Origin of the sequence: Naasia lichenicola (assembly GCF_004801885.1) — a bacterium.
Taxonomy (GTDB): Bacteria; Actinomycetota; Actinomycetes; order Actinomycetales; family Microbacteriaceae; genus Naasia; species Naasia lichenicola.
In genome coordinates, this window is record NZ_SSSM01000004.1 from 1 (window position 1) to 18,973 (window position 18,973).

An 18,973-nucleotide genomic window follows, 5' to 3' on the forward strand; every position below is an offset into this window, starting at 1 on the left:
CGGTCACCGACAACTCCGGCTACACCGGCACCTGGAGCTCCCCCGTCTCGATCGTCGACCCGACGGCGGCGACGAGCCCCGGCGCTCCGACGTTCAGCGGCACGACCGGCACCGCGACGACGATCAGCTGGACGGCGCCGCCCGGCGGCGCCACCATGTCCGGCTACAACGTGTACCGCGACGGCGTGCTCGTCGCCCAGACCACGGGCACCACCTACACCGACACGGGGCTGGCACTCAATACGACGTACAGCTACTACATCCGAGGCCAGGACGCGGCCGCGAAGGACGGCAGCGGGCTGACGACGCCGTCGCCATCGCGCAGCGTCAGCACCCTCGGCTTCGACACGACCCAGTGGTACCAGATCAAGAACGTGGGCAGCGGTCTGTGCCTCCGCGGCCCGGCGACGGCCAACGGCACCCAGCTCGAGCAGACCGCCTGCGCGACCGCGACCAACCAGAACTTCCAGCTGATCGCCACCACGAACGGCTATCACAAGATGCTCATCCGCACCGCGAGCGGCGTCGGCTGGGACGTCACCGACAACTCGACCGCGGCGGGAGCCCTCGTCCAGCTCTGGGGCTACACCGGCGGAGCGAACCAGCAGTGGCTCCCGACCAGGCAGAGCGACGGCAGCTTCCAGTTCGTCGGCCGGCAGGTCGGGCTGTGCCTCGACGTCGTGGGGCAGTCCATCGCCGAGGGCGCCAAGATCCAGCAGTCCACCTGCAGCGCGACGAGCACGTCGCAGCGCTTCACCCTGGTGGTCGCGCCGTGACCCGGGCGGCCGCGGCCGACCCGACAGTACGACGGCGCCGGTCCGTCGGCGCCCTGCTCGCCGTGCTGTCCACCGCGGTGCTGACCGGACTGCTCATCACCTCCGCTCCCGGGGCCGCCGCCGGTGTCACGACCAGCTCCTCGACACCGGGATCCGTGATGGTGAGCACCGATGGCATCACCTGGTCGCGCAGCCTGCCCGCCGGCCTCTTCGATGGATCACTGCTCGTGCCGGGAACCCCGCAGAACCGCACCCTCTACGTGCGCAACGACTCGTCCTCCTCTGCGATCCTCGAGATCGACGCGGTCGACGCGTCGAGTGCGTCCGCCGGCTTCCTCGACCAGCTCCGACTCTCCGTGGTCTCAGGGTCCACCGCGTCCGCGATCGCCCTCACGGCGGCGGAGAATTGCGCCCCGGTCACGGCCGGCATCGTGATGGAGCCCGGCGAGAGCCTTCCCCTCGGCCTCGCGCTGGAACTCGTCGACGCCGCGGGCGAGCACCACGGCAGCATCGCGACCGTCCAACTGCATGTGCTGCTCCGCGAGGCGGGAGCGGCATCCATCAGCGCATGTCCGACACCCGCTGCCCGCCAGTCGTTCCCCTTCGTCGGCCCCGCGGGGCTCGCTGCCACCGGCTCGTCGAGCGGCCCGATGCAGGCGCTCGCCGCAGGCACGGCGGTGGTGGGGATCGTCGGCGGTGTCGCACTGATGGTCGGATCGCGTCGAGTCCGACCGAAGTCGGCGGCGCGACGGTGAGCGGCCGGCATCGCCGCGAATCCCGACTGCCGTTCCGCGGCTCCGTGGCGGCGATCGGACTGGGCATCAGCTGGGGAGTGCTCGCCCTCGTCGTCGGGCTCGGACTGGCGACCGTCGTCGTGCCCTTCGCGACCGGGTCGACACCGCTGACCGTGCTCACCGGATCCATGCAGCCGACGCTGCCACCCGGCACCCTGCTCATCGTCCGGCCGACCGAGGCCGCCGACATCCGGCTCGGCGACGTCCTCACCTACCAGATCCGTTCCGGGAGCGACGAGGTCGTGTCGCACCGGGTCGTGGAGGTGCGATCCGTCTCGGACGGCAGCTTCGCGTTCATGACCAAGGGCGACGCCAACGACATTGCCGACGTCGAGCCGGTGACCGAGGGACAGGTGCGCGGCACCACGTGGTACAGCGTCCCGTTCGTCGGATACCTGGCCACCGCCATCTCGGGCGGCGGCCGGCAGTGGCTCGCGCCGCTCATCGGAGTCGGCCTGGTCGGCTACGCGTTCGTCCAGGTCACCCTCGGCCTGCTCACCGCGCGCCGACGTCGCATCCGCCTCCAGGCCGAAGCCAGGCGGGACCCGGCTGCGGTTGTCCCCGAGACGCCAGGGGCTCCGGCGACCCCCGCGCCCACGCCCGTTGCGGCGGCGACGACGACCACACGACCGATCGCGATCCTGCGGGCGTGAAGCGCATCTGATGCGGACGACATCGGCCCGTCAGCGCGTCACCGTGCTCGCGGACCCACGGCAGCGGAGGCGAGGAAGTCCTCCCAGCTGAGCCCCTGATCTGTCGCATGATCGGTGAGATTGGCTCCGGCGCTGAACGCCTTCGACGCGGTTCCGGGAGTGCCGACCCGCAGCAGCGGACGTCGACGACCAGGGCGGCGAGATATCCGCGCACCAGCTCCTCCATCCCGTAGGCCCGCCGGCCGCCGACCTCCGTGACGAGCCCTGCGGGTGCGCCGAGTGCCAGCTCCGCCAGGCGACGCGCCACCACATCGGCGTCAATCGGCTGGAAGCGCCAGCCGGCGGGCACGGGGACGATGGGCAGCGCCGCCATCGCGCCCACCGCCAGCAGGGTCAGCTCGTGGAACTGGGTGGCTCGCAGGGTGCTGTGCGGGATGCCCGACTCTGCGATAGCGACCTCCGCCGCGCGCTTCTGCTCGTAGTAGCCGAACATCCCGCGATCGATCGCGGACCGCACGGGGATCCGGTCGGCGCCCACGACCGAGATGAACACGATGTGCCCGACGCCTGCTCGGAGGGCGGCCGTCACCAGCGTCCGCGCCTTGAGCCCGTCTCCCTTTCCGCTGCCCGCGCAATGGATGACGGTTCGCACGCCGGCGATCGCTTCGGGCAGCCCCGCGCCGGACGACAGATCGGCGGGCAGGAAGTCCGCGCCGCTCAGACCCGTCCCTGCCGGCGTGCGGGCGGTGATCCTCACGGGATGTCCGTCGGCGATCAGGAGCCCTGCGACCCGGCGGCCGAGGTTGCCTGTGCCGCCGGTGATCAGAAGCGGGGTGGATCGGGTCATGGCCAGTGCTCTCCTCAGCGGCTCGGGATCGACTCGTCACATTCGCGCGACGGACGGGGTCCTAGAGGTATGACCCCGCCCGCGGAGAGAATGTGACGACATGGACCACACCGGCGACCTGACCGCCGCATTCGAGCTGCACCGACCACGGCTGCGCGCCATCGCCTATCGCATCCTCGGATCGTCCGGGGATGCCGACGACGCGGTCCAGGACACCTGGCTGCGACTCAACCGGGACGACCGCAGCGGTGTCGAAGACCTGGGGGCGTGGCTCACGACCGTCACCGCTCGCGTCGCGCTCAACCAGCTCCGCGCCCGCACGGCCCGCCGGGAGTCCTCGATCGAGCTGTTCGTGCCCGACCCATCGGTGCAGCCGTGGCCGGAGTCGCCAATGGGCGGGGATCCCGAGCGCGAGGCGGTGCTCGCCGACAGCGTCGGTCTCGCCATGCTCGTCGTGCTCGAGACCCTGACTCCGTCCGAGCGCATCGCATTCGTGCTGCACGACATGTTCGCCGTGCCGTTCGAGGAGATCGCGGTTCTGCTCGAGCGCAGTCCCGCCGCCGTCCGACAGCTCGCGAGCCGTGCTCGCCGTCGCGTGCACGGTGGAGCTCCCGCCGCCGATCCGGATCTCGGCCGCCAGCGGGAAGCGGTCGACGCGTTCTTCCGCGCCGCCCGTGCGGGAGACTTCCGCGCTGTGCTTCAGATCCTCCATCCCGACGTCGTGCTCCGATCCGACGGCGGCGCGAGCCGGACTGCGATGACGATGACCATCCGAGGCGGTTCCACAGTGGCGTCGCAGGCACTCATGTTCGGCCCGTTGTCGCCATTCGCGACGCCCGCTCTGGTCAACGGCGCAGCAGGCGTCGTGGTCGCCCGCGACGGCCGGCCGCTCTCGATCATGGCGTTCGGGGTCTCAGGCGGGCGGATCGGCACCATCGACGTGCTGGCCGATCCGGACCGCCTGGCGGATGTGCTTCGCGAGTGGCCGGGTTGAACGCCGACTCCTCCACGGGCCGCCGCTCACTTCTTGGGGTCGTTGCCCCAGTTCATCAGCGAGTAGCGCCACCGGGTCTCGGTGATGTCACCCGACGGGCGCTGGGCCGAGTGCCGCGAGACGTATCCGCTGACCTTCTTCATGTGCGCGTAGTCGTCATCGGTGAGATCCGCGACCTTCTTGCCGAGGATGCTGATGATGTGCCGGCCCGATGCGTGACCGACGGACTCGCCGCCGTCCTTCTGGCCGACCTCCTTGGACTCGTCCGTGTCGAGCCACTTCTCGAGTGCCGACGCGGTCATGTTGACCGCCTCGTGGAAGTCGGCGCGGATGCTCTTCTGCTCGTCGCTCTCGGTCATCCGACCATTCTGCAATCGCTCGAACCAGGCGGAAAGCGGTTCGCGGGCACTCTGCAGTAACGACAGATCCTCAGCACCTCGCGCTTCAACCGCCGACGCTGAAGATCGGTCCGCTCACTCGACGCGGGTGGCGACCCTCTCGCACAGGGTGACCCACTCCCCCTCTGGCCGGTGCTCCCAGTGGTGGGTCTGCTGATGGCCATGGGCGCTGAAGGTCACGGTGGCGCGCTCGTTCTCGCCGGTGAAGGTCCAGGTCAGCCCGTCCTTCGCCAGGGAGTACTGGTGGGCGAACCCGTGGTTCTCGACGCTCCAGGAGAAGTAGCCGCCGCGGTCGGGATCCCAGCCGAGAAAGCTCATGGTGTGGAAGGGGCCGTTGGCGCGCTCATCCTGCAGCACGAAGAACTCGCCGACGTGCCAGCGTGCGGAGTGGATGCTCTTCCAGGGCGAGGCGGTGCCGTCGGGAGCGTAGGAGGTACCCTCCGCATGCCATTCACCGAGGAACGGCGCCAGTGCGCGGTGGTGTTCGAAGACCTCGTCGTCTGTCATGGACAGATCGTGCGCCCGCAACCTGAAGCCCAGGCGAACGTCGCGGCCGCCCAAGGGCGATTCCTTCTCTGCCGCTAAAGTGCGGGGATGAAGGTCACAGGGGTCACCGTGAGCATCGGTGTGCAGGATCTGAAAGAGGCGGTCGAGTGGTACCGCCGGGCGCTCGCGATCGAGGATCCCGCGATCGAGCCCGCCCCCGGAGTGGTCGAGCTGGACCTGGGCGGCGGAAGCTGGCTGCAGTTCATCGCGGTCCCCGCCCTGCCGGAAGAGGGCCGGGTCACGCCCTACTTCACAATCGAGGACGTGGCCGGCGAGCACGGGCGGATGAGCGCGCTCGGCTTGACGGTCACCCCATTGACCGAGGTCGAGGGCGTCGTGGCGTACTTCGACCTGACCGACCTGCACGGGACGCAGATCGGCTTCGTCACCGTCTTCGACTGAGCCGGTCGAAACACGGTTGGCGGCTTCGCGCCTCGCGCTGCAGACACTTCAGCGACCCGCCGATGTTTGCATTTGTGTAACTTTGCGGTGGATGCAAGAATAGCCGAGCGATCGACTAGTCCGTTGGAACGGGACGTCCATCGCGGATCTTCAGTCGACCGCATCAACGCGCGGCTGGAGAGGACCTCCGCCCCGTGCGCACCCGTGCGCGCCGCGGCGAAGGAATGGATCGCCATCGGCCGCCGATCCTCGCATCAGGACGCGAGCCGCGCTCGCATGACAGAAGGACTGCGATGACCGAAGCAATCGCCGAGAAGGCGCTCCACACGGAGCCCGTCGGGCACTCCAACGGACGGCCACGTGCCAACAGCACGCTGATCATCATCTATCTGGCGCTCGGAGGCCTGTCCTTCGCCGTGCTCCAGTCCCTTGTCGCTCCGGCGCTGGCGACCATCGGGAACGACCTCGACGCCTCGACCACCGACGCCAGCTGGATCCTCACCGCATACCTGCTGTCCGCCTCGGTGCTGACCCCGATCCTCGGCCGACTCGGCGACATGGTCGGCAAGCGGCGGATCCTGATCGTCGTGCTGTCCCTGCTGCTCGTCGGCACGGTGCTCGCCGCCCTTGCACCCAATCTCGGCGTGCTGATCATCGCCCGAGCCCTGCAGGGCGCCGCCGGCGCGGTGATGCCACTGTCCATCGGCATCGTCCGCGACGAGCTGCCGCGCGAGCGGGTCAGCGTGACCATCGGCCTCCTCTCGGCCATCTTCGGCATCGGCGCCGGCGTCGGCATCGTCGCGGCCGGTCCGATCGTCGAGAGCCTCAGCTGGCACTGGCTGTTCTGGCTTCCGCTGGTCCTCATCGTCATCGCCCTGATCGGCGTGATCTTCGGGATGCCGGAGTCCCCGGTCCGCAAGCCCGGCCACCTCGACTTCCTCGGCACCGGCATCCTCAGCATCTCCCTCGTTGCACTCCTGCTCGCGGTCAGCGAGGGCGAGACCTGGGGCTGGGGATCCTTCGCGACCATCGGACTGCTCGCGCTCGCCGCCGTCGGCCTCGCCGTCTTCGTCATGGTGGAGCTGCGGGTCAAGGAGCCGCTGATCGACATGCGCCTGTTCCGCATCCGCGGCGTCTGGACCGCTCATGTCGTGGCGCTGGTGTTCGGATTCGCGATGTTCGGCACGTTCGTGCTCGTCCCGACGCTGCTGCAGCTGCCCACCCAGCTCGGCTACGGCTTCGGCTTCGATGTCTCGAAGGCCGGCCTCTTCCTGCTGCCGACCGTGCTCGCCATGATCGTCCTCGGACCGGTGACGGGCATCGTCGTCCGCCGGGTCGGCCCCAAGCCGCCCATGCTGATCGGCGGAATCGCCGTCACCGCCGCGTTCATCATCCCGGCGATCGGACACGGGGAGATCTGGCAGGTCGTGCTGTCCGGCATCCTCACCGGCGCGGGCATCGGCCTCGCCCTGGCCTCGACGTCGAATGCGATCATCGAGAGCGTGCCGGCCACGCAGACCGGCGAGGCGATCAGCGCCAACACCATCGCGCGGAGCATCGGCAGCAGCGTCGGCACCGCCGTGATCGCCGCCCTGATCACCTCGCACAGCACCCCGCAGGGCCTGCCGCTGGATGACGCGTTCACCATCGGCTTCTGGGTCTGCGCGGGCGTCGGCGTACTGGCCATCCTGGGCGCGATCGTGGGCCCGTCGCTCAGCAAGAGGCGCGAGCAGGCGCGCCTGCTCGGCATCGAGGACGACACCCTGGCGGCCGCGCACTGACCCAGCACTGATCACACACCGGCCCAGTGGTCGGACGCGGGAAAGCCCGGAAGTCGTGGAGGACTTCCGGGCTTTCCTGCGCCTCGCGGCAGCCGGTCAGCTGGTGGAGCGCTTGCGCCTCTGCCGCAACAGGTTGATGGCCAGCGAGCCGACGGACAGCACGACGATGCCGATGAGGATGATGTCGATGTAGCTCGACACGAAGTCCGCAACTCCCGGTATCTGGCCGAGGAAGTATCCGGCCACGATGATCAGCAGCGTCCAGGCGGCTCCGCCGACGATGTTGTAGATGAGGAAGCGGCGGTAGTGCATCCGGGCGGCGCCTGCTGCCACGGGCGCGATCGTGCGCACCACGGGGACGAACCGGGCGATGGTCACGGTGCGCGCGCCGTACTTCGCGAAGAAGGCGTTGGTCCGCTCGAGGCTCGCCTTGCTGATGAGCCCGGCCTGCTTCCGCTCGAAGACTGCCGGGCCGGCTCGATGGCCGATGAGGTACCCGAGCTGATCGCCGAGGACGGCCGAGACGATGACCGCGCCGATCACCACGGGCAGCGGCACATCCAGCACGCCGGAGAAGGTGAGCACCCCGGTGAAGAAGAGCAGGGTGTCCCCGGGCAGCACGAAACCGATCAGCAGACCCGTCTCGACGAAGATGATGGCGCAGACCACGAGCAGTCCCCACGGGCCACTGGATTCGATGATGCTCTGCGGATCGAGAATGCCTCGGATCATCAGGCTGCTCCTGGAAGGTCTGTGGTGGTCATCTGGGTCGTTTCGCGCCGCGCGCTGACGACGGCGACGAGGACGACGGTGATCGCCGCAGCGATGAGGGCGACGGCTCCCGAGCCGACGCCGAGGCCGCCGCGGCCGTGATCGACGCCGATCCAGTCCGCGAACGAGGCACCGAGTGGGCGGGTGACGATGTACGACGCCCAGAACGCTGCGACGGCGCCGAGCAGTCGCAGCCGGTGCGCGACGCCGGGCAGGGCGATGACGACGGCGAACAGCACGCCCGATCCCAGGTACCCGAGCTGGAGGCTGTGCGCCGTCCAGTCGCCGAGCGCCGTGCCCAGCGCGAAGGCGGCGATGACCGTCGCCCAGTAGAACAGCTCACGGCGGCGGGAGGTGATCGAGTGGATCGAGATGGTGCCCTCCACCCGCTTCCAGGCGGTGAGGATCGCCCCGACCAGGACGGCGAAGAACGCGGTGGATGCGAAATACGGGACTCCTGCGACGACATGCGCGACATCGGCGATCATCGTCCCGAAGATTCCCACCATCGCCACCACCAGCCAGTACTTCCACGCCACATATCGAGGGGCGCGCAGCTGCAGGACCAGGGCTGCCGCGAAGAGGGCCGCGGTGATGAGGACCACGAGAACCGGCTCGAAGCTGACGACGAGGTAGTCGGATGCCGCCTCGCCCATGCCCGTGGTGAGCACCTTGATCACCCAGAACAGCGCCGTGATCTGAGTGACCTTGCTGAGGAGGTCCGACCGGAGCGTGGACTCGCCGGATGAGGTGGACGCAGGCATCGGTCCCAGTGTGCCCGCCCCCGGCTGACGAACGGCCGCAGGGCGCGCTTCGAACCTGGCAGGGCTGGAGGGGCGCGTCATGCAAAGAGACCGGCTTCTTGTCTGGCTCCTAGCCTCTTGAACGGATCCTGTCGGCTTCGGCCGCGAGTCTTGCCCGGAAGGTCTGTGACCTCGAAGGCGAGCCGGCGGACGGAGTGACGAGGAGACGAGCTGCATGCAGACGGACCAGAGGGAGCGCACCACCGCGGCGCGCCATCGCGAGGCGACGGGCTACGAGCCGCAGGCGGCGGCGTCCGGATGGTGGCGAACCCTGCGCAGCGGGATCTCCGTCGCCGTCGCCGGCAGCGCCCTGGCCTTCGGGCTGTATCTCGGGATGACGGGGCCGCTCGTCTCTCCCGTCGCCTCCACCGCTGTCGACGCGTCAGCCCCCGTCGCGGGCGCAGCGGGCGGCGCGGCCGCCGACGCAGCGATTCCCGAGGCCGCCGATCAGGCGACGACGGATGGGTCGGCAACGACTCAGGCACCCGGACGCGATGACGACGACGGACGGATGCAGCTCGCCGACGATCGAGGCGACCGCCATCACGGCGGTGGCGGACGGTGAGCGCCTTCGACGGTCGCAGCGCAGTGCGCGACGGACGATCCGCCGCCGCGTCGGCACGGCCCGGACGGCGGATGTCGCCCGGCGCCCTGCTGACGCTGATCGGCACGGGGGCCGCCACCGCCGCGGCGCTGGGCTTCATCGGCGCTCCGACGCCGATGAGGCTCGACATTCCGCTCATCGCCCACCTCGCGGGCCTGCTCGCCGGCTACGGCGTCGTCGTCATGGTCGCTCTCATGTCACGGGTTCCGGCGCTCGAGCGCGGCGTCGGCGCGGACCGCATGGCACGGTGGCACGGTTGGGGCGGTCGCCTGGTGATCGCGCTCATCCTCATCCACGGGATCGCTGCCACGATCGGCTGGATGCAGCTGCGGGGCCTGGACGCCCTGAGCGCGATGGTCGAGGTGATCGGCTTGCCGTGGATCGGCGCCGCGACGGTGGCATCAGTGATGCTGCTGGGAATCGGCTACGCCTCGATGCGCGCCGCTCGCCGCAAGCTCGGCTACGAGAACTGGCATCTGATCCACCTCGCGACCTACGTGGCGATCGGGCTGTCCTTCCCCCACGAGCTCGCCGGCCCGGACCTCGCGGGCATCCCCGTCTTCCAGGTGTTCTGGAGCCTGCTCTACACCATCAGCTTCGGCCTCCTCCTCCGCTACCGGGTGCTGGAGCCGCTGCTGCAGTTCCTGCGCCACCGCATGCGAGTGGAACGGGTCGTCACCGAGGCGGACGGGGTCACCAGCATCGTCATCCGGGGTCGCCATCTGCCGGAGCTCCAAGCGGAATCCGGACAGTTCTTCCGATGGCGCTTCCTGACCCGGACGGGCTGGCGGGCGGCCAACCCGTTCTCCCTGTCAGCGCCGCCCAGCGAGCATCACCTCCGCCTGACCGTGAAAGCGGTCGGCGAGAGCACCCGCGCCATTCAGACCATGAAGGTAGGCACCCGGGTCTTCGCCGAAGGCCCCTACGGCGCGATGACCGAGCATCGCCGCACCGGCTCGGGAGTGCTCCTCATCGCCGGCGGGGTGGGCATCACCCCGATGAGGGCCCTGTTCGAGAGCCTCGATATCGACGGCGACCAGCTGACGCTGCTCTATCGCGCTTCGAATGAGGCCGAGATCATCTTCCGAGACGAGCTCGAGGAGATCGCGATCCATCGGGGAGCGCACCTCATCTACGTGCTCGGTCCGTCGGCCGATCCGGCGAACGCCATGTCGGGCCGCAACCTCGCGGGATGGGTGCCGGACCTGGCCGATCGGGACGTCTACATGTGCGCCTCGCCACGATTCTCGGAAGCCGCTCGTGCTGGGCTTCGAGAGGCCGGGGTGAGCGCCAGTCGGGTGCATCAGGAGGAGTTCGCGTTCTAGCGCGGACATCGAAGACTCCTGGGCTCGTGCACCCCGGGACATGAATCCGGTCACACGGTCGCGACGTCGATGGGGCGAGCACGTCTCCATTCCAGCCGTTCAGCTGGTCGGCGCACTGCCGTGCGCACTTGGCCGACTCGGACGAGCAGGCCGCCGCATCGAGCGGGATGCGGCGGCCCTTGTCGATCGGGCAACTAGCTCGTGAAGCCGATGTCCTCCATGTGCAGGCTCAGGGTGGGAGTGATGACCGATCCCGTCACGTTCTTGTTCATGAGGTAGTTGATGGTCTCGTAGTGTGTGAACACCAGAGGTGCATCCTCTGAGACGATGCCGCGGATCTGGGTGTACAGATCCATCCGCGCATCCACGTCATCGCTGGCGGCCGCCTGGTCGATGAGCGCATCCACGTCGGGGTTGGAGTACCCGGTCGTGTTGATCGGGCCACCGGACTTGATGACCAGAGAGTAGAAGTTGTCCGGATCGATGGTCCGCTCCTGATAGGCGCTCGTCATCTGATAGTTGAGCGAGCTGTAGTCGTCGTACCAGGCGGAGACGTCGACCGCGTTGATCGTCATGTCGATGCCGATCGCCTTCAGCTCGTCGCGGATGACCTGTCCGGTCTTCAGCAGCTCCGGATAGTCCGAGAGGCCCAGGTACTCGACGCTCAGTCCGTCCGGGTATCCGGCCTGGGCGAGCAGGTCCTTCGCCTTGTCGACGTCCGTCTCGGCGCCGAAGATGTTGCTGTCGTCGTACCAGCTGGATCCGGTCGGGACCTCTTCGAGCCCGTCCTCACCCGTGCCGAGGTAGGCGACGTCCTTGATGTCGTCCCGGCTGATCGCGAGAGCGACTGCCTGGCGGACCAGCGGGTCGTCGAACGGCGCGACCGTCGTGTTGAGTGCGAGGAAGTCGGGGATTCCGGCTGTCGCGCTCGTGACGTAGGTGAACCGCGAGTCCTTGCTCAGTGTGCTGACCTGCTGCAGCGGCACGGCATCCGACCAGTCGATCTCGCCGGCGGACAGGGCGTCGATGCGGCTCTGGTCGTTGGCGAGGAAGCTGAACGTGATGGTGTCGAGGTGCGGCTTGTCGGCCTTGAAGTAGTCCGGGTTCTTCTTGACGGTGATGTGGTCGCCCTGCACCCATTCGACGAAGATGAACGGTCCCGTGCCGACCGGCTCGCGGGCGGGGTCAGTGCTCTCGATCGCCTTCTGGTTCACGATCTCGCCGTTCGTGGCGAGGTTGGTGAGGAACGGACCGAAGGGCGCCTTGAGGTGGAACACGACGGTGGTGTCGTCGACGGCCTCGACCGAGTCGATCTGCTCGTACAGGCCGGCGTACGCGCTGGCCGTATCGGGGTTGAGGATGCGGTCGAACGTGTAGACCACATCGGCGGAGGTGAACTTCTCGCCGTTGTGGAAGGTCGCGTTGTCGACGAGCGTGAACGTCCACGTGGTCGGATCGGTCTGCTCCCACTTCGTCGCCAGGTCGGGCACGAACTCGCCCGACTCGTCGAGGTCGATGAGCTTGGAGAAGATGCCCTCGTACACCTGCGCGCCGGTGTAGATGGAGGAGGTGGCCGGATCGAGCACGTCCGGCTCGCCGCTCAGTGCGGCGCGCAGGTCGCCGCCGTCCACGATGGCGCCGCTTCCTGAACCGGTGCTGGAGGTGCCCGACGAGCTGCAGCCGGACAGGAGGAGCGCGGCGGCGAGAGCCGCGGCGCCGAGCGGTATTCCGAGCCGGGCCAGCCGGCGTGATCGGTGCTGTGTGTGCATGTGAGTGCTTTCTTGGTGGGGTCTAGCGCGAGGAGGTGCGGACGAAATCGAGGAACGCGGCGTTGAAGGGGTCGGGGCTCTCCCACAGGCAGGCGTGGCCGCCGGGAACGGTCCCCCACGCGGATCCCGGCAGGGCTTCGTGCAGACGACGCGAGAGTCGGACGGGAATGAGGATGTCCTCCTCACCCGCGAGCACGAAGGTGGGGACCGTGATCGCGGAGAGACGATCCATCGCGTCGTGGGTCTGGATGACGTGCAGCTGGGACAGATAGGCCTCGAGCGTCATGTCGAGCGCGGCCATGCCCTCGGCGAACTCGGCTGCATCCTCGGGACGCTCCTCGAAGAACGGGCCGGTGAACGCCCAGAGCGACACATCCCGCATCACGAACGGCACATCGACGACCGTTGCGAGGTCGGCCCAGAAGCCGAACATCTGCAGGCAGAACGCGTCGGGCGTGCCGTAGGTGCAGGCGAAGGTCGCCGAGACGAGATCCGTGCCGTAGTTGATCGCGTACTCCTCGGCGATCATTCCGCCCATCGAGACGCCCATGAGATGGAAGCCGGTGATGCCGAGCTCGTCGACGAGCGCCTTGGCGTCGTCGGCCAGCATGCGGGATGTGTACGGCCCGACCGGCTTGTCGCTGGCGCCGATGCCGCGATTGTCGAACCGCAGCACGCGATATCCGGCCTCGAGGAAGGCGGGCACCTGGAAGTCCCACGACTCGAGCGCATCGGCGAGGCCGTTGATGAGCACGATGGTCTCTGCGTCTTCCGGGCCTTCGAGCAGGTAGTTGAGGGTGATGCCGTTGACGTGGGCGGTGGGCATTGCGGTGCTCCTAGTTCTCTGGGGTGGGGGCCGGTGCGGCTATGGGGATGGCTGCGAGCAGGGTTCGGGTGTAGTCGTGCGTGGGGCGGCGCATCACCTGATCGACGTCTCCGGTCTCGACCACTACGCCGTGATAGAGGACGGCGATGCGGTCGCTGACGTGCTCGACGACGCCGAGGTCGTGCGTGATGAAGACCGAGGCCACGCCCAGGTCGTTCTGCAGATCCATGAACAGGTTGAGGATCTGCGCCTGCACGCTGACATCGAGGGCGCTCACCGGCTCGTCGGCGATGATCAGGTCGGGCTCGCTGGCCAGCGCCGCCGCTATGCCGACGCGCTGCCGTTGCCCGCCGGACAGGCTGCCGGGCAGGCGCGAGGCGAAGTCGGGGTTGAGCCCGACACGGTCGAAGAGGTCGAGTACCCGGCGATCGCGGTCCGCCGGGGTGCCGATGCGGTAGCTGTCCAGCGACTCCCGCACACTGCGCCCGACGGTCCACCGTGGGTCGAGACTGCCGTATGGGTCCTGGAAGACGGGCTGCACCCGACGGCGCACCGAGGACAGGGCACGCGGTCCGAGGCCCGCGATGTCCTGGCCGTCGAAGACGACGCGGCCGGAATCGGGCTTGGTGAGGCCGAGGATGCACCGGCCGAGCGTGCTCTTGCCGCTTCCCGACTCCCCCACGATGCCCAGGGTCTGACCCTTCTCGACCGTGATCGAGACGTCGTCGAGCGCGTGCACACGGCGGCGAGCCCACGGCGGACCTCCGGTGTAGAAGGTCTTGCTGAGGCCCTCGACCCGCAGCAGCTGATTTCCGGGGCTGCTCGCTGACCCATTCCCTCGATCGGTCACTGTGCCGCCTCCGCTTCTGCGACGGCTTCCGATTCGTGCAGGCTCTCGACGCTCCACTGGGCGGGGACGACGGGCAGCCGGGTGCCCCGCGCGACCCGGTTGGGCGATGCCGCGAGGAGCGCGCGCGTGTACGGATGGGTCGGCCGGGCGAACAGCTCGTGGGCTGTGCCGACCTCGAGCAGCCGACCGGCGTACATCACGCCGACCCGGTCGCAGACCTGCGCGACCACGCCGAGGTCGTGCGTGATGAGCAGCACGGTGGTTCCATGATCGCGTCGGAGACGGTCGATGAGCTGCAGGATCTGGGCCTGGATGGTGACGTCGAGCGCCGTCGCCGGCTCGTCGGCGATCAGCAGCTGGGGGTTGTTGGCGAGCGCGGCGGCGATGACGATGCGCTGACGCATCCCGCCTGAGAGCCGGTGCGGGGCGTCGCCATAGCGACTGGCGGCATCGGGGATGCCGACCTCGGTCATCAGCGCGATCGCCTGCTCCCTGGCCGCGCGTCGGCCGATCGCGCGATGGGCGCGGATCGTCTCGGCGATCTGGTCTCCGACGGGCCATGTCGGGTCGAGGCTGGCGGAGGCATCCTGGAAGATCATCGCGACCTCGTCCCCGCGCAGCGCACGCAGGTCGGATTCGCTGAGGCCGAGCACGTCGCGGTCGTTGACCCGCACGTGGCCGCGAACTGTCGCGGACGACGGCAGGAGTCCAAGGACGGTGTTCGCCAGGGTGCTCTTGCCGGAGCCGCTCTCGCCCACGATCCCGAAGATCTCGCCGCGACGCAGGGAGAGGGAGACGCCATCCACTGCCGGAGCGGAGGCCGTCGGCCCATCGCTCCGGAAGGCGACCGAGACGTCTGTGAAGTCGAGCACGGAGTCCGATGCCGTGGTCATTCGGCCACCCCCTCAGGATCGAAGGAGCGTCGCAGACCCTCACCGAGCAGCGTGAAGCAGAGGACGGCGACCACGATGGCGAGACCGGGGAAGATCTCGACCCACGGCGCCTGGAGCAGCACGTCTCTGCCGTCGGAGAGCATTCCGCCGAGCGACGGGGTGGGCGGCTGGGTGCCGAGGCCGAGGAAGCTCAGGCCCGCCTCGAGCTGGAGCGCGAACGCGGCGAGCACCGACGCTTGCACGATGACAGGGCCGAGGGCGTTGGGAGCGATGTGACCGATCAGCACCCTGAAGTGACTGGAGCCGCGCGCCCGCGCACCCGCGACGTAGTCGTTGCGGGTCACGATCAGGGCGCTCGTGCGCATCACGCGAGCCAGGATCGGCAGGTAGATGACCGCGATCGCGATCGCCGCGACGACGCTGCCCGGGCCGAGGATGGCGATGAAGGTGATCGCGAGCAGCATGGCCGGCAGCACGAGGATCATGTCGAGAACACGGGAGATCGCGGTATCCACCCAGCGGCCGAAGTAGCCGGCGAGCAGGCCGAGAGGGACGGCGATGATCATCGACGCGAGGACCGCCGAGATCGACACCGCCAGGCTGGTTCGCAGGCCGTAGATCACCCGGCTCAGCACGTCGCGGCCGAGGGCGTCGGAGCCGAACGGATGGGCGAGACTCGGGGCGCCGAGCACCTCGTCGACGACGACGGACTCGGGATCGTGCGGCGCGATGAGCGGCGCTGCGATGGCGATGAGCACGAGCACGCCGAGCACGATCGCCCCAGAGATCAGCAGTCGGGTGGAGGTGCGTCGCTTCGCGGGCCGATGGCTGACTGCGGTGGCGGCCACGAGCGGTGCCTGGGCGGTCATGTCGCCGCTCCGTCCGCGACTCGGGGATCGAGCCATCCAACGATCAGATCCGTGACGAGCGAGACCATGATGAACGTGGTCGCGATCGCGAGCACGCCGATCTGGACCGTCGGGTAGTTGCGCTGGGTGATGGCGGTCACCACGAGGCGCCCGACCCCGGGCAGCGCGAAGAGCTGCTCGACGATGATCGCGCCGCCGAGCAGCACGCCGACCTGGATGCCGATCACGGTGACGATGGCGGGCGCGGCGTTGCGCAGCGCGTGACCGGCGACGATGCGACGGGTGCGGATGCCCTTCGCCCGCAGGAACGTCACGAACGGGCGGTCGAGCACGGAGGTCACCGCGGCCCGCGTCGTGCGCAGGATGTAGGCGGCCTCGCCGATCGCGAGTGTGAGCACCGGAAGGATCATGTACCGGATGTTGCCGGCGGGGTCGTCGGCGAACGGCACGTAGCCCGATGGCGGCAGGATCACCAGGGTTCCGGCGAACACGAGGACCAGCAGGATGCCGAGCCAGAAGTCGGGAATGCTGATGCCGAAGACGACGAAGCCCTCCGTGAGCCGCTTCACCCACTTCCCGCCCGTCGCGGCCCGGACGCCGAGAGGCACGCCGATCAGCACGGCCAGCAGCATGGCGAGGCCGGCCAGCTCGAAGGTCACGGGCAGCCGCTGCGCGAGCAGGTCGGAGAGCGAGGCATGGCTCACGATGTCGGTGCCGAGGTCGCCGCGGAAGATGCCGCCGATGAAGTCGCCGTACTGGAGGAGCCACGACTGGTCGAGACCAAGCTGGTGACGCACCTGTTCCACGTTCTCGTCGGTGGCGCGGAAGCCGAGCATCGTGCGCACCGGATCGCCGGGAACGAGCCGGATGATGAGGAACACGATGATGCTCATCACGAAGAGCACCGGCACGGTGAGCGCCAGCCGGCGCAGGACGAAACCGAGGCGGGAGGTCACGACGGATCTCCCGTCGGCTCGAGCTGAGCGCGCGCGACGAGGTCGCGGATCAGGTCCTCCGACAGGGTGAAGTGGTGGGCGGCGATGTCTGCGGCGAGCTCGCCGTCTCCGCCGATAACCGCGGCCACGAGCTCCTGGTGCTGGACGATGGCCTTCCTGCGCACCTCGTCGGTGTACGGCTCCGCGCCGAGGTTGAGGCTGACGCGCGCCCGGAGGTCCTCGGACAGCTCGACGAGGATCGGGTTCTGCGTCGCCTCGGCGATCGCGCGGTGCAGAGCGGAGTCCGCCTGGCGGGAAGCATCGTGATTGGGGGCCGCCAGGTAGGCGTTCAACGCCTTGGTGATCGCCTGAGCGTCAGCGGGGGTGCAGCGCCTGGCCGCGGTGCGCGCGATCACCGGCTCGAGCAGGGTGCGGGCGTCGAAGAGCTTCTCGAACTCGTTCCAGGACGGCAGCAGGTGTCGACGCACGTGCTCCGCAGAGGTCGGCCCCCAGTCGGCGAGCACGAAGTAGCCGCCATTTCGCCCACGGCGCACGGCGAGGTAGCGCGACTCGGTGAGTTGCTTCAGTGCCTCTCGGACCGTTGTCCGCGAGACGCCGAGCATCCCCGCGATCGTTCGCTCGGGGGGAAGCTGCTGCCCGGGCACGTAGACGCCGAGAGCGATGGCCGTGACGAGGCGGTCCACGACATCGTCGGCGATGTGGCGCGCGACGATGGGCTCGCTCAGCGGGCCCAGTGGGATGGACGGGTCGATGGCGACCGTGGTCGGCGTCGAGGGTTCAGGCGTGGTCGTGCCGGAATCCGCAGTGGAGGTGCTCACGCGGTCGCCTCCGTCTCTGCGAAGCGGGCGAGGAGGAAGCGGGCGAGGGTCCGCGCGCCGTCGACGATGCTCTGGAGTTCGACGGATTCGTCCACTCCGTGCATGTCGTGCGCGATCGCGCCGAAGCAGACGGCAGGAGTGCCGAAGTGGTTGATATAGGTGCGGGCGTCAGTCGTGCTGCCCAGGCTGAACAGTCTCGGCTCGTCGCCATGAGCGTCCAGATGAGCGGCACGCAGATCCCGGACCAGCGGATCCTCCTCGTCGAGGAGGTAACCCGACGCCCGGAAGCCGGACGCCCGCACGACCGGCTGAGCGGGGAAGTCACTGTCCTCGTCGGTGACCTTCTGGATGAAGGCGCGCAGCTCGCGCTCTGCCCGAGCGGGATCCCAGCTTCGGGGGAAGCCCATCCGCAGGCCGAGCGTCGCCCTCGACGGCGCCGACGAGTTCCAATCGCCCGCCGTGATCCGTCCGAGATTGAGGTTGTAGGGGTGGTCCGTGTCTGGGAGCGCCGGATCGGGCTCCGCGATGGAGAGGTCGGCCGACCAGGCGCGAAGGGCTGCCACGAGGCGCATTCCAAGGTCGATCGCGTTGCTCGTCGAGTCGGCGGATTCGGCGTGGCTCGCATGGCCGGTGACCTCGACCTCGAGCCATAGCACTCCCACTCCGCCGAGCATGAGGCCGAGATCGGTGGGCTCGAGCAGGACGACCTCATCGGCGAGGACACCATGCTCACTGGCTGCGTTCAGCGCTCCGTTGCCGGTGCACTCCTCCTCGATCACGGCCAGGAATCCGAGACGACGTATCGAGAACAGGTCCGGGGCCACATCCTTCAGCGCTCGAAGCGCAAGCATCCCGATCGCGAAGCCGCCCTTCATATCGGCGGTACCTCGGCCGTACATACGTCCGTCCCGCCGATCCGGTTCGAATGGGGCCGTTCTCCACAGAATGGAATCCGTTGCCGGCACGACGTCGATGTGACCGTTGAGCAGAAGCGTGAGCGGACCATCCCCTGGGGTCCGGCCCACCACTTGGTAGCGGCCGGCGGCGTTGCCCGTCCCATACAGGTCCTGCGGGCGCGGGCTGACTCCCCCGCGAGGATCGCTGAACGGCTCGGCAGGGAAGGGCAGGAGCTGCACCTCCAGCCCTATAGCCGTCAGTTCGCGCGCGAAAACGTCCAGCGCCGTCTGCTCGGATCCGACCAAACTGGGTGCGCGCACCAGGTCCTCGAGAAAGGCGAAAGCCGATTCGGTGTGTGCGGCGATGGCCGCGTCGAGAAGGTTCAGCATCGTGTCCAAAAG

The 18,973-nt window shown here is 68.7% G+C and carries 20 protein-coding genes and 1 pseudogene; 8 read left to right on the forward strand and 13 right to left on the reverse strand.

The genetic code is table 11. The features are described 5' to 3' along the window. From E6C64_RS08295 to E6C64_RS19410, 3 genes are all read left to right on the forward strand, one after another. The coding region (locus E6C64_RS08295) for an RICIN domain-containing protein (RefSeq protein ID WP_199240999.1) at positions 1-776 on the forward strand (776 nt) is incomplete at its 5' end. Continuing rightward, positions 773-1,531, forward strand: a complete 759-nt coding sequence (locus E6C64_RS19005) for a hypothetical protein (RefSeq protein WP_158437774.1) — start codon at positions 773-775, stop codon at positions 1,529-1,531. The genes E6C64_RS08295 and E6C64_RS19005, both read left to right, overlap by 4 nt. Then, the gene (locus E6C64_RS19410) at positions 1,528-2,223 is read left to right on the forward strand and encodes a signal peptidase I (protein ID WP_158437775.1); all 696 of its coding nucleotides are present in this window, start codon (positions 1,528-1,530) and stop codon (positions 2,221-2,223) included. Before E6C64_RS19005 ends, E6C64_RS19410 begins: the two co-directional genes overlap by 4 nt. Before the next feature lie 415 nt (positions 2,224-2,638). Here the strand turns inward: E6C64_RS19410 and E6C64_RS19415 are convergent. Beyond that, a pseudogene (locus E6C64_RS19415) lies at positions 2,639-3,070 on the reverse strand (SDR family oxidoreductase); the annotation flags it as partial. Positions 3,071-3,170: 100 nt separating this feature from the next. Here E6C64_RS19415 and E6C64_RS08310 point away from each other — a divergent pair. Beyond that, the gene (locus E6C64_RS08310; RefSeq protein WP_136426990.1) at positions 3,171-4,064 is read left to right on the forward strand and encodes a sigma-70 family RNA polymerase sigma factor; all 894 of its coding nucleotides are present in this window, start codon (positions 3,171-3,173) and stop codon (positions 4,062-4,064) included. 26 nt (positions 4,065-4,090) lie between these two features. On the opposite strand, the gene E6C64_RS08315 is transcribed toward E6C64_RS08310, so the two are convergent. Continuing rightward, on the reverse strand, positions 4,091-4,423 hold the full coding sequence (locus E6C64_RS08315; protein ID WP_136426991.1) for a DUF3140 domain-containing protein: 333 nt from the start codon (positions 4,421-4,423) through the stop codon (positions 4,091-4,093). A gap of 114 nt (positions 4,424-4,537) precedes the next feature. Beyond that, positions 4,538-4,969, reverse strand: coding sequence for a DUF1579 family protein (locus E6C64_RS08320; RefSeq protein ID WP_136426992.1), 432 nt, complete (start codon positions 4,967-4,969; stop codon positions 4,538-4,540). Between the two features lie 87 nt (positions 4,970-5,056). On the opposite strand from E6C64_RS08320, the gene E6C64_RS08325 reads away from it, so the two are divergent. Continuing rightward, positions 5,057-5,410, forward strand: a complete 354-nt coding sequence (locus tag E6C64_RS08325) for a VOC family protein (RefSeq protein ID WP_136426993.1) — start codon at positions 5,057-5,059, stop codon at positions 5,408-5,410. 293 nt (positions 5,411-5,703) lie between these two features. Continuing rightward, positions 5,704-7,191, forward strand: coding sequence for an MFS transporter (locus tag E6C64_RS08330; RefSeq protein ID WP_136426994.1), 1,488 nt, complete (start codon positions 5,704-5,706; stop codon positions 7,189-7,191). Between the two features lie 96 nt (positions 7,192-7,287). Here the strand turns inward: E6C64_RS08330 and E6C64_RS08335 are convergent, their stop codons facing one another. Beyond that, positions 7,288-7,923, reverse strand: a complete 636-nt coding sequence (locus E6C64_RS08335; protein ID WP_136426995.1) for a DedA family protein — start codon at positions 7,921-7,923, stop codon at positions 7,288-7,290. Next, on the reverse strand, positions 7,923-8,726 hold the full coding sequence (locus tag E6C64_RS08340) for a COG4705 family protein (protein ID WP_136426996.1): 804 nt from the start codon (positions 8,724-8,726) through the stop codon (positions 7,923-7,925). The genes E6C64_RS08335 and E6C64_RS08340 overlap by 1 nt, the downstream gene beginning before the upstream one ends. A gap of 214 nt (positions 8,727-8,940) precedes the next feature. Here E6C64_RS08340 and E6C64_RS08345 point away from each other — a divergent pair, with 214 nt between their 5' ends. Both E6C64_RS08345 and E6C64_RS08350 read left to right on the forward strand, forming a co-directional pair. Further along, positions 8,941-9,330: a hypothetical protein gene (locus tag E6C64_RS08345; protein WP_136426997.1), complete on the forward strand. Its 390-nt coding sequence runs from the start codon at positions 8,941-8,943 to the stop codon at positions 9,328-9,330. Continuing rightward, positions 9,327-10,694 carry a ferredoxin reductase family protein gene (locus tag E6C64_RS08350; RefSeq protein ID WP_136426998.1) on the forward strand — a complete coding sequence of 456 codons (1,368 nt, stop codon included), beginning with the start codon at positions 9,327-9,329 and terminating at the stop codon, positions 10,692-10,694. Before E6C64_RS08345 ends, E6C64_RS08350 begins: the two co-directional genes overlap by 4 nt. 194 nt (positions 10,695-10,888) lie before the next feature. On the opposite strand, the gene E6C64_RS08355 is transcribed toward E6C64_RS08350, so the two are convergent. Genes E6C64_RS08355 through E6C64_RS08390 form a run of 8 tightly spaced genes read right to left on the reverse strand, consistent with a single transcriptional unit; the run spans position 10,889 to position 18,961 of the window. Further along, positions 10,889-12,463, reverse strand: coding sequence for an ABC transporter substrate-binding protein (locus tag E6C64_RS08355; RefSeq protein ID WP_136426999.1), 1,575 nt, complete (start codon positions 12,461-12,463; stop codon positions 10,889-10,891). Between the two features lie 22 nt (positions 12,464-12,485). Next, positions 12,486-13,289, reverse strand: coding sequence for an alpha/beta fold hydrolase (locus tag E6C64_RS08360; protein ID WP_136427000.1), 804 nt, complete (start codon positions 13,287-13,289; stop codon positions 12,486-12,488). Between the two features lie 10 nt (positions 13,290-13,299). Then, positions 13,300-14,139, reverse strand: coding sequence for an ATP-binding cassette domain-containing protein (locus tag E6C64_RS08365; RefSeq protein WP_158437776.1), 840 nt, complete (start codon positions 14,137-14,139; stop codon positions 13,300-13,302). Continuing rightward, a complete protein-coding gene (locus E6C64_RS08370) occupies positions 14,136-15,032 on the reverse strand; it encodes an ABC transporter ATP-binding protein (protein WP_136427001.1) in 897 nt (298 codons plus the stop codon). Before E6C64_RS08370 ends, E6C64_RS08365 begins: the two co-directional genes overlap by 4 nt. Further along, positions 15,029-15,901: an ABC transporter permease gene (locus E6C64_RS08375; RefSeq protein ID WP_136427002.1), complete on the reverse strand. Its 873-nt coding sequence runs from the start codon at positions 15,899-15,901 to the stop codon at positions 15,029-15,031. The genes E6C64_RS08370 and E6C64_RS08375 overlap by 4 nt, the downstream gene beginning before the upstream one ends. Beyond that, the gene (locus E6C64_RS08380) at positions 15,898-16,857 is read right to left on the reverse strand and encodes an ABC transporter permease (RefSeq protein ID WP_136427003.1); all 960 of its coding nucleotides are present in this window, start codon (positions 16,855-16,857) and stop codon (positions 15,898-15,900) included. The genes E6C64_RS08375 and E6C64_RS08380 overlap by 4 nt, the downstream gene beginning before the upstream one ends. Further along, entirely contained in the window at positions 16,854-17,675 is an 822-nt protein-coding gene (locus tag E6C64_RS08385; protein ID WP_136427004.1) for a FadR/GntR family transcriptional regulator, read from the reverse strand. Before E6C64_RS08385 ends, E6C64_RS08380 begins: the two co-directional genes overlap by 4 nt. Beyond that, positions 17,672-18,961: a M20/M25/M40 family metallo-hydrolase gene (locus E6C64_RS08390; protein ID WP_136427005.1), complete on the reverse strand. Its 1,290-nt coding sequence runs from the start codon at positions 18,959-18,961 to the stop codon at positions 17,672-17,674. Before E6C64_RS08390 ends, E6C64_RS08385 begins: the two co-directional genes overlap by 4 nt. Between the last annotated feature and the right edge of the window lie 12 nt (positions 18,962-18,973).

Coding starts and splice junctions, on each gene's coding strand:
- E6C64_RS08310 (WP_136426990.1), top strand. CDS start 3,171: ATGGACCACACCGGCGACCTGACCGCCGCATTCGAGCTGCACCGACCA.
- E6C64_RS08390 (WP_136427005.1), bottom strand. CDS start 18,961: ATGCTGAACCTTCTCGACGCGGCCATCGCCGCACACACCGAATCGGCT.
- E6C64_RS08370 (WP_136427001.1), bottom strand. CDS start 15,032: ATGACCACGGCATCGGACTCCGTGCTCGACTTCACAGACGTCTCGGTC.
- E6C64_RS08335 (WP_136426995.1), bottom strand. CDS start 7,923: ATGATCCGAGGCATTCTCGATCCGCAGAGCATCATCGAATCCAGTGGC.
- E6C64_RS08320 (WP_136426992.1), bottom strand. CDS start 4,969: ATGACAGACGACGAGGTCTTCGAACACCACCGCGCACTGGCGCCGTTC.
- E6C64_RS08355 (WP_136426999.1), bottom strand. CDS start 12,463: ATGCACACACAGCACCGATCACGCCGGCTGGCCCGGCTCGGAATACCG.
- E6C64_RS08315 (WP_136426991.1), bottom strand. CDS start 4,423: ATGACCGAGAGCGACGAGCAGAAGAGCATCCGCGCCGACTTCCACGAG.
- E6C64_RS08330 (WP_136426994.1), top strand. CDS start 5,704: ATGACCGAAGCAATCGCCGAGAAGGCGCTCCACACGGAGCCCGTCGGG.
- E6C64_RS08360 (WP_136427000.1), bottom strand. CDS start 13,289: ATGCCCACCGCCCACGTCAACGGCATCACCCTCAACTACCTGCTCGAA.
- E6C64_RS08325 (WP_136426993.1), top strand. CDS start 5,057: ATGAAGGTCACAGGGGTCACCGTGAGCATCGGTGTGCAGGATCTGAAA.
- E6C64_RS08340 (WP_136426996.1), bottom strand. CDS start 8,726: ATGCCTGCGTCCACCTCATCCGGCGAGTCCACGCTCCGGTCGGACCTC.
- E6C64_RS08345 (WP_136426997.1), top strand. CDS start 8,941: ATGCAGACGGACCAGAGGGAGCGCACCACCGCGGCGCGCCATCGCGAG.
- E6C64_RS08375 (WP_136427002.1), bottom strand. CDS start 15,901: ATGACCGCCCAGGCACCGCTCGTGGCCGCCACCGCAGTCAGCCATCGG.